9 protein-coding genes are annotated in these 15,655 nt (G+C 36.7%); 4 read left to right on the top strand and 5 right to left on the bottom strand.

Annotation, left to right across the window (positions count from 1 at the left end; all coding sequences use genetic code 11):
* Together E0F98_RS11765 and E0F98_RS11760 are read right to left on the bottom strand one after the other, a co-directional pair.
* On the bottom strand, positions 1 to 3,766 hold a 3,766-nt coding region (locus tag E0F98_RS11765; protein ID WP_207917104.1), incomplete at its 3' end, for a SprB repeat-containing protein.
* A gap of 1,119 nt (positions 3,767 to 4,885) precedes the next feature.
* Positions 4,886 to 8,338, bottom strand: a complete 3,453-nt coding sequence (locus E0F98_RS11760) for a methylmalonyl-CoA mutase family protein (RefSeq protein WP_132111678.1) — start codon at positions 8,336 to 8,338, stop codon at positions 4,886 to 4,888.
* 385 nt (positions 8,339 to 8,723) lie between these two features.
* On the opposite strand from E0F98_RS11760, the gene E0F98_RS11755 reads away from it, so the two are divergent.
* Together E0F98_RS11755 and purU are read left to right on the top strand one after the other, a co-directional pair.
* Positions 8,724 to 9,434 (top strand): DUF4197 domain-containing protein, encoded by a 711-nt coding sequence (locus tag E0F98_RS11755; protein WP_132111676.1) that lies wholly within the window; start codon positions 8,724 to 8,726, stop codon positions 9,432 to 9,434.
* 226 nt (positions 9,435 to 9,660) lie between these two features.
* Positions 9,661 to 10,515, top strand: a complete 855-nt coding sequence (gene purU, locus E0F98_RS11750; RefSeq protein ID WP_132111674.1) for a formyltetrahydrofolate deformylase — start codon at positions 9,661 to 9,663, stop codon at positions 10,513 to 10,515.
* A gap of 12 nt (positions 10,516 to 10,527) precedes the next feature.
* Here the strand turns inward: purU and E0F98_RS11745 are convergent, their stop codons facing one another.
* Together E0F98_RS11745 and E0F98_RS11740 are read right to left on the bottom strand one after the other, a co-directional pair.
* The gene (locus E0F98_RS11745) at positions 10,528 to 11,184 is read right to left on the bottom strand and encodes a VOC family protein (RefSeq protein ID WP_132111672.1); all 657 of its coding nucleotides are present in this window, start codon (positions 11,182 to 11,184) and stop codon (positions 10,528 to 10,530) included.
* A 312-nt stretch (positions 11,185 to 11,496) separates the two neighbouring features.
* Positions 11,497 to 12,282, bottom strand: coding sequence for an alpha/beta fold hydrolase (locus E0F98_RS11740; RefSeq protein WP_132111670.1), 786 nt, complete (start codon positions 12,280 to 12,282; stop codon positions 11,497 to 11,499).
* Positions 12,283 to 12,385: 103 nt separating this feature from the next.
* Between E0F98_RS11740 and E0F98_RS16055 the strand changes: the two genes are divergently transcribed.
* Positions 12,386 to 12,538, top strand: a complete 153-nt coding sequence (locus tag E0F98_RS16055) for a hypothetical protein (RefSeq protein ID WP_165425773.1) — start codon at positions 12,386 to 12,388, stop codon at positions 12,536 to 12,538.
* 161 nt (positions 12,539 to 12,699) lie between these two features.
* Positions 12,700 to 12,852: a hypothetical protein gene (locus E0F98_RS16190; protein WP_243699237.1), complete on the top strand. Its 153-nt coding sequence runs from the start codon at positions 12,700 to 12,702 to the stop codon at positions 12,850 to 12,852.
* A 352-nt stretch (positions 12,853 to 13,204) separates the two neighbouring features.
* On the opposite strand, the gene E0F98_RS11730 is transcribed toward E0F98_RS16190, so the two are convergent.
* A complete protein-coding gene (locus tag E0F98_RS11730) occupies positions 13,205 to 15,652 on the bottom strand; it encodes a glycoside hydrolase family 95 protein (RefSeq protein WP_132111668.1) in 2,448 nt (815 codons plus the stop codon).
* Positions 15,653 to 15,655: the final 3 nt, after the last annotated feature.

Genomic DNA, 15,655 nt, shown 5'->3' with positions numbered 1-15,655 from the left:
CAGCGATTGCTGTTGGTTGWGTKATWGTAACTGTKCCTTTAAGTATACAGTTATTGGCATCTTTTACCGCCCATTTGTACTCTCCTGCAGCTAAGCCGCTGAATACATTCGATGCTTGGTAAGTTTCACCATCATTAGCAGAATACATTAGTATTCCTGTGCCGCCTGAAGCCGTAATAGTGATTGAACCATCGGTTCCTCCATTACATTTAGGACTTACTAGAGCCGCAGATACTGCGATTGCTGTTGGTTGAGTTATTGTAACTGTTCCTTTAAGTATACAGTTATTGGCATCTTTTACCGCCCATTTGTACTCTCCTGCAGCTAAGCCGCTGAATACATTCGATGCTTGGTAAGTTTCACCATCATTAGCAGAATACATTAGTATTCCTGTSCCGCCTGAAGCCGTAATAGTGATTGAACCATCGGTTCCTCCATTACATTTAGGACTTACTAGAGCCGCAGATACTGCGATTGCTGTTGGTTGAGTTATTGTAACTGTGCCTTTCAACACGCAGTTGTTAGCATCTTTTACCGCCCATTTGTAGTCTCCTGCAGCTAAGCCGCTGAATACATTCGATGCTTGGTAAGTTTCACCATCATTAGCAGAATACATTAGTATTCCTGTGCCGCCTGAAGACGTAATAGTGATTGAACCATCGGTTCCTCCATTACATTTAGGACTTACTAGAGCTGCAGATACTGCGATTGCTGTTGGTTGAGTTATTGTAACTGTGCCTTTCAACACGCAATTGTTAGCATCTTTTACCGCCCATTTGTACTCTCCTGCAGCTAAGCCGCTGAATACATTCGATGCTTGGTAAGTTTCACCATCATTAGCGGAATACATTAGTATTCCTGTCCCGCCTGAAGCCGTAATAGTGATTGAACCATCGGTTCCTCCATTACATTTAGGGCTTACTAGAGCCGCAGATACTGCGATTGCTGTTGGTTGTGTGATAGTAACTGTGCCTTTCAACACGCAATTGTTAGCATCTTTTACCGCCCATTTGTACTCTCCTGCAGCTAAGCCGCTGAATACATTCGATGCTTGGTAAGTTTCACCATCATTAGCAGAATACATTAGTATTCCTGTGCCGCCTGAAGACGTAATAGTGATTGAACCATCGGTTCCTCCATTACATTTAGGACTTAGTAAAGTTGCATTAGAAACTACTATCGCAGGAGGTTGAGTTATTGTAACTGTGCCTTTCAACACGCAATTGTTAGCATCTTTTACCGCCCATTTGTACTCTCCTGCAGCTAAGCCGCTGAATACATTCGATGCTTGGTAAGTTTCACCATCATTAGCTGAATACATTAGTATTCCTGTGCCGCCTGAAGCCGTAATCGTGATTGAACCATCGGTTCCTCCATTACATTTAGGACTTACTAGCGCAGCTGATACTGCGATTGCTGTTGGTTGAGTGATAGTAACTGTGCCTTTAAGTATACAGTTATTAGCATCTTTTACCGCCCATTTGTACTCTCCTGCAGCTAAGCCGCTGAATACATTCGATGCTTGGTAAGTTTCACCATCATTAGCGGAATACATTAGTATTCCTGTGCCGCCTGAAGCCGTAATAGTGATTGAACCATCGGTTCCTCCATTACATTTAGGACTAACCAGAGCTGCAGATACTGCGATTACTGTTGGTTGAGTTATTGTAACTGTTCCTTTAAGTATACAGTTATTGGCATCTTTTACCGCCCATTTGTAGTCTCCTGCAGCTAAGCCGCGGAATACATTCGATGCTTGGTAAGTTTCACCATCATTAGCAGAATACATTAGTATTCCTGTCCCGCCTGAAGCCGTAATAGTGATTGAACCATCGGTTCCTCCATTACATTTAGGACTTAGTAGCGCAGCTGATACTGCGATTGCTGTTGGTTGTGTGATAGTAACTGTGCCTTTAAGTATACAGTTATTGGCATCTTTTACCGCCCATTTGTAGTCTCCTGCAGCTAAGCCGCTGAATACATTCGATGCTTGGTAAGTTTCACCATCATTCGCGGAATACATTAGTATTCCTGTGCCGCCTGAAGCCGTAATAGTGATTGAACCATCGGTTCCTCCATTACATTTAGGACTTAATAGCGCAGCTGATACAGCGATTGCTGTTGGTTGAGTTATTGTAACTGTTCCTTTAAGTATACAGTTATTGGCATCTTTTACCGCCCATTTGTACTCTCCTGCAGCTAAGCCGCTGAATACATTAGATGCTTGGTAAGTTTCACCATCATTAGCAGAATACATTAGTATTCCTGTGCCGCCTGAAGACGTAATAGTGATTGAACCATCGGTTCCTCCATTACATTTAGGACTTAGTAAAGTTGCATTAGAAACTACTATCGCAGGAGGTTGAGTAACATCTACTGATCCCGATGCTATACATCCTTTAGAATCCGTAACCGTCCATTGATAAGTACCAGCTAATGCATTACTAATATCCTGAGTGGATGCTGTAAAATTATTTGGACCTGTCCAAGAATAAGTATATATAGAAGATCCCCCTGTAACGCTAAGATCTACAGAACCAAACCCGCCATTGCAGCTTGGATTTGTTGCTACCGCCGTTCCTTTTGGTCTTCCATCCACGGTAAATTGAATTGGAGCACCAGGGAAATCTTTTAATTCTGATTGTTGTGAATTTCCAGAAGATCTTGTTCTAATAAATAACGTACTTACTGAAAAACAAGGATCTTTTAGAGCTAGTGTATTTTTAAATACCTGCGTCAAATTAATGGCACCTTCGGCCCATTGATTAGGAGCATAATCTCCCCCTACACCAGTTCCATTTGGATCACTACCGTAAACATCAAATGGAACGTGAGTCATGACGGTATTGTTAGTGATGAATATTTTGCCAAGAAATTCTGAATTTGGATGAATCACATATTCAAATCCTCCTCCAGCCTTGGCAGACCATACCCGAATTACGGCATTGGCATCGCCACCCCCGTTAGTAAACTCAATAGTGATCAGAATGTCACCGAGCGTACGACCACCATCTGTTCCTAAACTAGTAAAACCTCCACTACCTCCGGTAACAGATCCATTGGCAGCCATAGTGGCGCCAGTTATGGTCATTGATTTTTGCAAAAACTCAAAATCAATATAGCTGCTACCGCTAGTAACTTGTCGGTCACCAGCAAATAAACACCATAAGTCAGTGGCTACTCCTCCCGGTAAACTAGGATCACCGTATGAAAAATGGGCTCCAGCGTTTTGGATTTCGTTTTTGTTGGGCGAATTGCCCGGTCCCCAAGTGTATGTGTTGGGATTGTCATTTATTTTATTAGACGCTGTAAAGATTGTTAAATCATTTTCATATCTATCCTGTAGAAAAAAAGATTGTCCAGGATAAAGCAACTCCCCTGTAAAGGGATTAATAACACCATGACCATTAATGTCAGGATGTTGAGCGTCAAATAGATCACCTACTGCTTCATAGCCAGCGGGCATATGGGCATAGGCATCTCCATCAACTCCAGATCCTGATTTAGGCGCTAAAACAGGAACGAATCCTCTTATAGAACCTTGGGCATGAACTGTAGTGTCCGTCATAATAATTGCCACCAAAAGTAGAGGCAAAACCAACGATTGGCGCCACGAGTAGTGCCAACGCTTTGATAAAAAATTAATGGTGTCTCGACCATCATTTTTTTTAAAACTTGATTTAAAAAGGAAGTTATTCGTTATAAAGCAACATATTAACGTGCCAAATAATCTATCGAACAACTTCGAAACGGTACTCTTTTTCATAATAATAGTAATTTTACGTCATAAAAAATATATTATATAACTAGTTTATAGATCTGGGAAATAAACTATTCAGAAAAAACATCTTCATAAAAAACATGAAGTGAACCATCATCTAAAGGGTATTTTGCTGCTAACAAAAAAGACCTTTTATTACACTAGGTAAAGCGTAATAATCGCAGTAGGACAAACTGATAAAAAGTGATTTGGAGGAGGAAAAAATAATAAAACAGGAACAATAATTTTAATTTGAATAGAAAATGGTATTACTAAATTTAAAATTGGATCTAAATTGTAAAATCACATCTATAATTTACTAAAAATCATTTATTTAGCGTTTTTTATTGTTAAATCAAAGTTAGGGATTAATAAAAATAAATGGAGGAAGTTTATGCCTATTTAAGGTAACATTCCGTTTAAATCGATAAACAACACGTCCAATTAGGAAAGCAATTACAAAAAAAAAACATTAATACTTTTACTCTTGTTAAATAATTGATTAACAGTTTATTAGCTATTTGATTACAAAAAATTTATAACCTCAGAATAGTATTACAGCCCAACCACTAATAATTTTAATAAAAATTCTCATCCCAATTCAACTCTCTTTAGCGAACCCTTTTAAATACTGGAAATATAGTCCTACAATTGAAAAATTTAGTGTAAATAAGAAAACCTTCCATAAACGGAAGGTTTTATAGTAGGAGTTCCAGATGAATATGTCATCTCTTTTTTATAAGCAACATAAACTCTTTTTAGAATATTGAATATGTATTACTTTAAATTCAATGTGTTTTGTCTAAATGAAAAAACCTCCCATAAACGGAAGGTTTGTTTCATTTCGATAAGCAGTATAAATAGAGATAAGCGATTCACACGCTTTTTTTACAATGCAATCAACACTCTACTTTAAGAGATCCCGATAGAAATCGGGATAAGCGATTCACACGCTTTTTTGCAATGCAATCAACACTCTGCCTTAAGAGATCCCGATAGACATTGGGATAAGCGATTCACACGCTTTTTTGCAATGCAATCAACACTCTACTTTAAGAGATCCCGATAGCCATCGGGATAAGCGATTCACACGCTTTTTTGCAATGCAAAAAAGCGGTTCTCTGCTTACATATTTCTTCTATATTGACCACCTACTTCAAATAATGCGGCTGTGATTTGTCCCAAAGAACAGATCTTAGTTGCTTCCATTAAGTGATCAAATAAGTTTTCGTTGTTAATTGCGGCTTCTTGAATAGCTGTTAATTGTTGATCCACTTTATCGTGATTGGCTTTGTGTAAATTGTCCAACATCGTGATCTGGTATTTTTTCTCTTCTTCAGTAGCGCGAATTACCTCAGCCGGAATAACCGTTGGTGAACCTTTTGAACTCAAGAATGTATTCACACCAATAATTGGGAACTCTCCTGTATGTTTCAACGTTTCATAATACAAGCTCTCTTCTTGAATTTTAGAACGTTGGTACATGGTTTCCATAGCACCTAAAACACCTCCACGTTCCGTGATTCTGTCAAATTCTAATAATACTGCCGCTTCGACTAAATCAGTTAATTCTTCGATGATAAAAGCACCTTGAATTGGATTTTCATTTTTGGCTAGACCTAATTCTTTATTAATAATCAACTGAATTGCCATCGCACGACGCACTGACTCTTCTGTTGGCGTGGTGATTGCTTCATCATAAGCATTGGTATGCAATGAATTACAGTTGTCATAAATGGCATACAAGGCTTGCAACGTCGTACGAATATCATTGAAATCAATTTCCTGTGCGTGCAAAGAACGACCTGATGTTTGAATATGGTATTTCAACATTTGAGCTCTTTCGTTAGCGCCATATTTGTTTTTCATGGCTTTCGCCCAAATTTTACGTGCTACACGACCAATAACTGCATATTCAGGATCTACTCCATTCGAAAAGAAGAATGATAAATTAGGTCCGAAATCATTAATATTCATTCCGCGGCTTAAATAGTATTCCACATAAGTAAAACCATTAGAAAGCGTGAAAGCCAATTGCGTGATAGGATTTGCTCCTGCCTCGGCGATATGATAGCCTGAAATAGAAACCGAATAAAAGTTTCTTACATTTTTAGTAATAAAATATTCCTGAACGTCACCCATTAAACGCAACGCAAATTCAGTAGAGAAAATACAGGTGTTTTGTGCTTGATCTTCCTTTAAAATATCTGCTTGAACTGTTCCACGAACTTGTGACAAGGTTCTCGCTTTAATTTCATTATAAACGTCTGAAGGCAAAACCTGATCTCCAGTCACACCTAAAAGCATCAATCCTAAACCGTCATTACCAGCAGGTAAATCACCTTGATAATGTGGTCTTTCGACACCTTTACCTTTATATAGAGCATTGATTTTTACGGCAACTTCTTTTTCTAATCCATTTTCCTTGATGTAATATTCACATTGCTGATCGATGGCAGCATTCATGAAAAACCCTAATAGCATTGGCGCTGGCCCATTGATAGTCATACTCACTGATGTCATGGCATGAACTAAATCAAAACCTGAATACAGTTTTTTAGCGTCATCCAAGCAACATATAGAAACTCCGGCGTTCCCTATTTTTCCATAAATATCCGGACGTATGTGAGGATCATTACCATATAAAGTCACACTATCAAAAGCTGTTGACAATCGTTTTGCTGGTAATCCTGCACTTACATAATGAAAACGTTTGTTTGTTCTTTCTGGTCCTCCTTCACCTGCAAACATACGAGAAGGATCTTCTCCTTCCCTCTTGAATGGATATAATCCAGCAGTATAAGGAAATTCTCCAGGAACATTTTCCTGCAGACACCAACGTAGAATATCGCCCCAAGCTTGGTACTTTGGTAAAGCAATTTTCGGGATTTGAGAATGAGAAAGAGACTCCGTATGTGTCGCCATTTTTATTTCTCTATCACGAACTTTAAAAGTATAAACGGGATTTTTATATTTATTTACTTTTTCATTCCAAGTCAATATTATTTCCCAGTTGTATGGATCTAAATCCATTTTCACTTTATCAAATTGATTCAGTAACAGATTCAGGAAAATTTTATTTTCAGCAACTCCTTGCTTTTCAGCTTCGATGGCTGTTGGTAATACAGAAGCATCATCAATTCCAGCTTTAGCAATCGCAGGAACTTTTCCCGACACTGACTCCAGTGTTTTGAAAATACCGTATAATTTTTGTGCCACTTGTTCTTGAGTGACCGCCGTTTCATCATATAGACGATTGCTTTCGGCAATTTCAGACAAGTAACGAGTTCTGTGTGGTGGAATTACGAAAATCTTCTCGCTCATTTCACGAGTGATTTCGAAAGTTGATTTCAAATCGGAATTTGTTTTCTCAACAATCTTATCCATAATCGCTTTGTAAAGCGTGTTCATTCCTGGATCATTGAACTGTGAAGCAATAGTTCCAAAGACTGGCATTTCATCAGGATTCACATCCCAGAGATTATGATTGCGTTGAAATTGTTTTTTAACATCGCGAATAGCATCTAAGGCTCCACGTTTGTCAAACTTGTTTAATGCCACTAAATCAGCAAAATCAAGCATGTCGATTTTTTCTAATTGGGTTGCCGCACCAAACTCAGGTGTCATTACATATAATGATACATCTGAATGATCCATGATCTCTGTATCCGATTGCCCGATACCAGAAGTTTCTAAAATGATAATATCGTATTTAGCCGCTTTGATTACTTGAATCGCATCAGCTACATATTTAGATAAGGCCAAATTAGATTGACGAGTTGCCAAAGAGCGCATATATACTCTCGGATTATTGATAGCATTCATTCGGATTCTGTCTCCTAGCAGCGCTCCTCCTGTTTTTCTTTTTGATGGATCGACAGAAATCAATCCTATTGTTTTTTCTGGAAAATCGATTAGAAAACGACGAACTAGCTCATCTACTAGGGAAGATTTCCCCGAACCTCCTGTACCTGTAATCCCAAGAACTGGTGTTGTACAAGTCACGTTCATTTTATGAATCGCATCCATAGCAGGTTTTGCTATTTCAGGAAAATTCTCTGCTGCAGAAATAATTCTTGCAATGGCTGTTGGGTTTTTCGATGCTAATTGATCAACTTCATTTGTTAACTTATCTCCTGTTGGAAAATCAGAACGCTCAACCAGATCATTTATCATTCCTTGTAACCCCATAGAACGGCCATCATCTGGCGCATAAATACGAGTGATTCCATAAGCTTGTAATTCTTCAATTTCTGAAGGGAGGATTACTCCGCCTCCGCCTCCAAATATCTTAATGTGACCCGCTCCTTTTTCAACAAGCAAATCATACATATATTTAAAATACTCATTATGACCTCCTTGATAGGACGTCAATGCAATGGCATTTGCATCTTCTTGAATAGCGGTATTCACTACCTCTTCGACACTGCGATCGTGACCAAGGTGAATCACTTCAACACCGGTAGATTGAATAATTCTTCGCATTATATTTATAGCTGCGTCGTGACCATCAAAAAGAGAGGCTGCAGTTACAATTCTTACTTTATTTATAGGAATATATGGCGTTTGTGGTTTCATTTTGAGAATATGATAATTTTAATGCTGCAATTTACAAATTTTTTTAATGATTGCCTGACGTTCCTTACAGTTGTTGATAAAAAAGTAAAAATCTTCAATTTGAGCTTGATATTCTAAAAGCTTCATTAGTATATTCATTCCTTATTCTCTTCAAATTTGAGCCAATTTATGATCAAAAAGCAAAAATAACATGAGGTAAATTTTATTAAATTTTGACAAGCTTAATTTAATGCCCCAATGCATTGAGACCAAGAGAACCTCTTTTTAAATAAATCCAGCAGTTTCTTCTCTAAAAATCAATTTATGGCTTTATATTTGAAGAAGTAGGGTTTTCGACTGAAGCCAAGTGGCAAGGCAGCCGAAGTAAACTAATAAAACTTTGAATATGAAAAAATTTTTGCTTTTAACAGTGGTGTTTTCACTTTTTGGTTGCGCTGAGATGCAACAAGTCATGAATCAGTTTCCACAGACTGACGGTACGGGAGTGATTAATATTTCGGGCGGATTGAAAGAAGCCCTAAACAACGGTATTTCTAAACAAGTAACTAAGTTGACCGCCACCGACGGTTTCTACAAAAATGCAGCAGTAAAGATTCTTTTACCTGAAGAATTAAGAAAAGTCGATGCAGGATTAAGAAGTATTGGTCTTAGCTCTTTGGCCGATGAAGGTCTAAAAGTATTAAATCGTGCCGCAGAAGACGCCGTAAAAGAAGCAACTCCAATATTTGTGGATGCCGTGACCAGCATGTCATTTGCAGACGCAAGAGGAATATTGATGGGAAATGAAAGTGCAGCAACTAATTACCTACAAAACAGCACTTCTACTGCCTTATACGGAAAGTTTAATCCTGTTATAAAAAATTCGTTTACTAAAGTTGGAGCTGACAAAGTGTGGACTAACATCATCACTAAATACAATAGTATTCCACTTGTAAATAAGGTAAATCCTGATTTGACAGATTATGTAACGAATCAAGCAATGAATGGCGTTTTTAAAATGGTGGCTGTCGAAGAGAAAAACATTAGAACAAATCTTAGCGCTAGAACTTCTGTTTTATTACAGAAAGTTTTTGCAATGCAAGACAAGAAAATGTAATTCTTTTTGCAACTCTCCACGTTGAAAATCACACAAAAAAATAGTGATAAACACAGATATAAAACACTTTGTATTTGTTTATTTTAAGTAAAATGGTTTAGTTTTGATTTTGCTGTTTCATCCAGTATATGAAATAAGAGAATCAAAACTAAACTTTTTTTTGTTGCTACAAGAACCAGTGAAATTATAAAACAGAAATTTTAAATTTCGAAAACAACCACTTACAATGCAAAAAATTACGCTACTTATACATTGCGAAGATCAAAAAGGAATTATAGCTACTGTGACTAATTTTATACTGAAAGTAGAAGGAAATATCACCTATTTAGATCAGCATGTTGATGTGGAGCAAAATGTGTTTTTTATGCGACTGGAAAGCGAACTCACCAATCCATCTATTAGCCTCGAAGATATAAAAGCCGATTTTAAAGAAACGATTGCCACGGTATTTAATATGTCTTGGGATCTTTATAATAAGGAGATAAAACCAAAAATGGCATTATTTGTATCCAAATACAATCATTGTTTGTATGATATTTTAGGACGTTATAGTGCGGGAGAATTAAATGTCGAAATTCCGTTGATTATATCCAATCATCAAGACTTAAAACCCATCGCTGATCAATTCCATATTCCGTTTTATCATGTTCCTTTTACAAAGGACAACAAAGCCGAAGGAGAAAAACAACAGATAGAATTACTCAAAAAATATGAGGTTAATTTTATAGTATTAGCCCGTTACATGCAAATTATAACTCCAAATTTGATTGCGCTTTACGAAAATAAAATCATCAACATTCATCATTCCTTTTTACCAGCTTTTCCGGGTGCTAAACCGTATCATTCCGCATTTAAAAGAGGCGTGAAAATAATTGGCGCCACCAGTCATTATGTTACGGAGGAATTAGATGAAGGTCCAATTATTGCGCAAGACATTACAAGGGTTTCGCACATCAATTCAGTGGATGATTTTATTATGAAAGGAAAAGACTTGGAGCGCACTGTTTTGGCAAGAGCCATAAAACTACATTCAGAAAGAAAGGTGATGGTGTATTCTAATAAAACGGTGGTGTTCTATTAATAAAAGGCTATTTCAATTATTTGTTTCGAATACGTATTTTTTATCATTATTTCGAAAAGTCAACTTTTTCCAGAAAGGTTCTGCTACTGTTTTGGTGGGATACCAATTTCGCCCCTCTTCAGATAAAATAAAAAGGCCTTCCTCTGTTCCTAAAACAATGAATTTGTCCAGTTTTGGCTGCAATGGAAACACAGAAACTCCAAAACTATTGTAGATTTCCACACTTAATTGTGCTATATCTCTGGAAACTAAACCGATTTCACTTATTGCAATAATCGAACTTCCATCAAAGGTTTTTTCAGATTCAATACTTATATTATAGCGAGTAATGCATTCCAATATATTTCCGTTGTTATCATAAAAATAGAAAGACTTCGCATTCCAGTTGACAAAATCGGCAATTTTTTCAGGTGAAACCACTTCGATAATAGCTGTTTTTCTTTCGATCCAAGCAAAAGCTTCATCCAGCTTATTATTTGGAATATCAAAAGCAAAATGATAAATAGGAGCTTGGATGTTAGATTGTCTAAAAATCAATTTTGTGCTACCTGCGGCAAACATAACACTAGATTCTGCTCTCGAAATAATTAACAAACCGATCACCTCGCTATAAAAAGCAGCTGTTTTGTCGATGTTATTTGTTAATAATTCGAGCTCTATTAGATTCATATTATTATACTAAAAAGTGATATTGAAATGCAAGCTTCTAATTCAATAAAATATATCTATACGATAACATACTAACAATAAATACTATAGCTGTTTCTAAACACTAATGTGTAGCTTAAGGAGAACATCAGTAATTAGCTGACCAAAGATTAAAGTTAAAAAACTTAACTTATGTACAACAAAGTAATAACAAAATCTTAACAACAAATGGTTCACATTTATACGTTCTTTGCAGAGTAATAAACTGGTTATTTATTATTTGGTTTTGGTTAGTTAAAATCACTGTCGGTATTCATTGAGTACCGGCAGTTTTTATTTGGTACCCTTCAGAAAAGAAAGAACCGCCTCGTTAAAAACATTGGGTTGTTCTACATTTACCACATGACCACAATTAGCCACAACAAATAATTTTGAGGATTTGTAATGACTCTCCACTACTTTTCTAACTGATGGCAAAAACATATAATCTTCTTCACCCATAACATAAAGTGTAGGAATATTTAATTCGACCTGACGAAACCACTTGAGTACAGGATTGATTTCGGCTGTTAGTTTAAACCATTTTAGAAATTCTTTGTGGTATATTTTTTTAGCTTCATTTATAAAGAGAATACGAGATTGTTTGTGGTTTTTCCTAGGCATGATGACAAAGGCAAAGAATCGATACAACACAAGATATGGTAAAACGTATTTGAAGGTATTTCCCAATCGCATTAATATTTGAGAGCGAAAATTCATCTTTAAAATCGCACCACCAAGTATCATACTTTGTACCCTTTGAGGATACATTTCAGCTAATTGTCTAATTAAAATTGTACCGAGCGAAATTCCAACAAAATGTGACTTTTCGATTTTTAGAAAATCCAACACCTCCAAAATATCATTGGCAAGAGCTGAAAAAGTATATTTTTGTTTAAAGGCCGTTTTTAGCGGCGACTTAGAATTGCCATGACCTCTTAAATCCAGTAAAAGCACATTGTACTGCTTTTTAAAATCCCGAATTTGTTTGAACCATATAGACGAACTTCCACCTGCACCATGGACAAAAGTTACCCACTGGCTGCTAGACTGATTCTCGTAAATGATATAATTAAGCACGTTTTTTTTGCAAAAATAGCACTTTAATTTTAAATCCCAATCTTAACATTTTTTATAGATTACTTTCTAAAAGTATCCCGTAAATTTGCAAAAAAATACCACCATGACCGGATTACTGCAAGAGAAAAGTGAAATTGAAAAACTCCAAAGAGAATACAAACTACTTTCTGAATTAAATTTCAATACTGATACTGACCATCTTTCTAAAGTTAAAACCCCTAAAGAAGAATTAATCCTAGAAGAATGTGAAGCATAATACACTTCCAATTTAAAACCTTCAAAACAGCAAATTTGTCAATAAAAACAGAACCAAAATAATATTAAAAACCTGATGCGCCTAATATAGAAGGTAACAAAGTAGAATTTGTTCCTCTCTTTAACATTAAAACAGGAACAGGAATTGGCTATAAAAACTTTATGTCTAGCCTACAATTTACTTATGTTTCATCACAATTTACAGAAGCCAAAAATAGCAAAACGGATAACAATGATAATACCTACGGGATATTTGGAGAAATCCCTGCTTATTATGTAGCCGATTTTTCGGCATCTTACAAATGGAAAAAATAGAAAATCGAAGCGGGTGTGACTAACTTTAATAACAACAGCTATTTCACTCGCAGAGCGAAAGGATATCCAGGCCCAGGGATTATTCCTTCAGACACTAGAACTTTTTATACAACATTAGAACTTGTATTTTAGAAGGGCAAAATTATTAAGGTTAAAAACAACCGATACGATTTTGATTATAATTAATTAAACCACTAGCAGATTAAGCTAAATCTACTAGTGGTTTTTTATATAATTAAAGTAATAGAGAATGCTTGAAAAGACAGGCACAACAACCATCGGTTTGGCTTTAAAAGTCAATCTAATTTGGGTAAAAATTATCTTATCGAACAAGACCATTTAAAAACCTCTTCTATTTCACAAAATAGCTACTTCCTTTTTTAGTTGGAAAAACAACTACATTATTTGCTTCTGCCTTAAGCGACACTTTTTTACCATTCGAATGATACACCGCCAAATTTAAGGGCAATTTCAGATAACAGTCAGCCTCATTTTTAGAAATAATTTCAGCTTGTTTTAATTTGGAATTGTCCCATTCAAAATTTACTTCAAAACCATTTTTGGCTTGCATTCCTTTTACGCTTCCTTGACTCCATTCCGCACTTTCAGGAAGTGCTGGCAAAAAATGAATTACTGAATTCTGACCATTACTTTGCAAAAGCATTTCGGCAATGGCTGCAGTTCCTCCAAAATTTCCATCGATTTGAAAAGGAGGATGCGCACAAAAAAGATTCGGATATGTTCCCGCGCCAGTAGCGGTGTATTTATCAGCATCTTCTTTAAAAGCAGGAGTCAACAATCCTTTTAAAACTTTTAGTGCATGATTTCCATCTCCTAATCTTGCCCAGAAATTAACCTTCCAAGCTCTTGACCAGCCCGTACCTTCGTCACCTCTTCGCAATAATGTTCTGCGAGCTGCCTCCATCATTTCAGGAGTCTCAGCTGCATTTATTTCATCAAATGGATAAAGTCCGTACAACTGTGACACATGTCGGTGGTTTATTTCAGTTTCGTCATAATCTCTTAGCCATTCCTGTACAATTCCAGTTTTTGGACTGATTTGATTTGGCGCTAATTGTCCTCGTACCTTTTCTAAAGAAGTTACAAAATCAGCGTCAACACCTAATAAATTAGCCGCTGTAATAGTATTGGTAAACAATTCACGACCTATTTGCATATCCATAGTTGGGCCCATAGTTGTTTGACCTACAAAACCTTCTGCTGTTTTATAAGAATTCTCGGGAGAGTTAGAAGGTGCTGTAACCAACCATTTTGTTTTTGGATCTTCGATCAAAATGTCTTTATAAAATTGTGAAGCTCCTTTTAAAACCGGATAAATTTGTTTCAGCACTTCCTTATTAGGGTTGTATAAATAGTGTTGCCACAAATGCTCGCACAACCAAGCTCCTCCTGATAATGTTGAACCCCAATCGGCTCCTTCTCCAGGCGCAGTAAACTTCCACGGATTTGCAACTACATGTGCAACCCAACCATTAGCGTTATAATACGCTTTAGCCGTTTTCTCGCCAGGTTCAACCAATTGCTTTGTAAACTCCACTAAAGGTTTATGACAGTCAGATAAGTTAGTGACCTCGGCGGGCCAATAATTCATTTGCAAGTTTATATTTAGATGGTAATCGCCGTTCCAAGGTGCCTGATATTCTTCGGCCCAAAGTCCTTGCAAGTTAGCGGGCAATCCACCCGGACGTGAAGACGAAATCAATAAATACCTCCCAAAATTAAAATATAGCGCAGGCAAAGTAACATCGCTTTCTCCTTTGGAATACCGAATCAAACGCTTTGCTGTAGATAAATCTGCGATTGATTCATTTTGTTTTGCAGTGAATTCTAGTTTACAGCGATTATAATAAGATTGATAATCTGTAATATGTTTTTCTTTTAATTTTTTCCAAGAAAATTTACTGGCTGCATTCACCGTTTTTTGCACGACTACTACTGGATCTTTCCCCCGTTTTTCAACAGTAGGCCAATTTAGATCTGTTGCAGCGCTAAGAATTATGATACACTCCGAACTCGCCGTAACTTTTATACTGTTATTCTCTGTTTCTAATTTTCCATTTGTTGACAATACCTTAGCATATCCCGTAAAACGGATTCCAAGTTCTCCGTTTCCTCCTGGCAACTGCCCAGTCATGGTAATGTTATTTCCTGCTGCAGAAAATTGAGCATGCTCTTTCCTGCTTAGCAAAACCTTAAAATTTAAGGCATTGGGTTTATCGGCAGTAAGGCGAACAACAATTACGTTGTCGGCTCCACTGCTAAAAACTTCTTCTTTAAAAGTAATCCCATTTTTCTTCCATTCGTTCACAGCCAAAGCATTATTCAAGTTTAATACTCTTTTATAATCTGTAACAACACCAGTAGAATCTTGCCAATTAATCAATAAATCTGCAAAGATTTGATAGCTCCCGTACTTTGCATTTGCACCATTGCCAAATGCTGTCCCTTGTCCAGCACTAACAAAATATTTTTGCAGCAAATTCTGAGCTTCTTTATTTTTGTCCTCTTTGAGCAATCGTTGAATTTCAGCTAAATGCTGAGAAGCATCGTCTCTATTGGGGTTTTCGATACCGCCAGACCACATTGAAATTTCATTAAGAACAATTCGTTCCTTATGAGGATTTCCATAAACCATAGCTCCTAACCTACCATTACCCAAAGGTATTGTTTGGGTAAAATGTGTAGCCGGCGAATCGAATTTAATTTCCTGATCTGTTTGAGCGTGAATCCAACTATTGGACACAAAAAAAACTAATAAATAAAGAGCTCCATTTTTCATTTC

The organism is Flavobacterium hiemivividum (assembly GCF_004349145.1).
In the GTDB taxonomy this organism is placed as follows: Bacteria; Bacteroidota; Bacteroidia; order Flavobacteriales; family Flavobacteriaceae; genus Flavobacterium; species Flavobacterium hiemivividum.
Note: the sequence above shows the minus strand (reverse complement) of the source record. Positions and strands in the feature narration are given on the sequence as shown.

Excerpts from the sequence above, each read along its gene's own strand:
- E0F98_RS11760 (WP_132111678.1), bottom strand. The coding sequence starts at position 8,338 with ATGAAACCACAAACGCCATATATTCCTATAAATAAAGTAAGAATTGTA.
- E0F98_RS11755 (WP_132111676.1), top strand. The coding sequence starts at position 8,724 with ATGAAAAAATTTTTGCTTTTAACAGTGGTGTTTTCACTTTTTGGTTGC.
- purU (WP_132111674.1), top strand. The coding sequence starts at position 9,661 with ATGCAAAAAATTACGCTACTTATACATTGCGAAGATCAAAAAGGAATT.
- E0F98_RS11745 (WP_132111672.1), bottom strand. The coding sequence starts at position 11,184 with ATGAATCTAATAGAGCTCGAATTATTAACAAATAACATCGACAAAACA.
- E0F98_RS16055 (WP_165425773.1), top strand. The coding sequence starts at position 12,386 with ATGACCGGATTACTGCAAGAGAAAAGTGAAATTGAAAAACTCCAAAGA.
- E0F98_RS16190 (WP_243699237.1), top strand. The coding sequence starts at position 12,700 with ATGTCTAGCCTACAATTTACTTATGTTTCATCACAATTTACAGAAGCC.
- E0F98_RS11730 (WP_132111668.1), bottom strand. The coding sequence starts at position 15,652 with ATGAAAAATGGAGCTCTTTATTTATTAGTTTTTTTTGTGTCCAATAGT.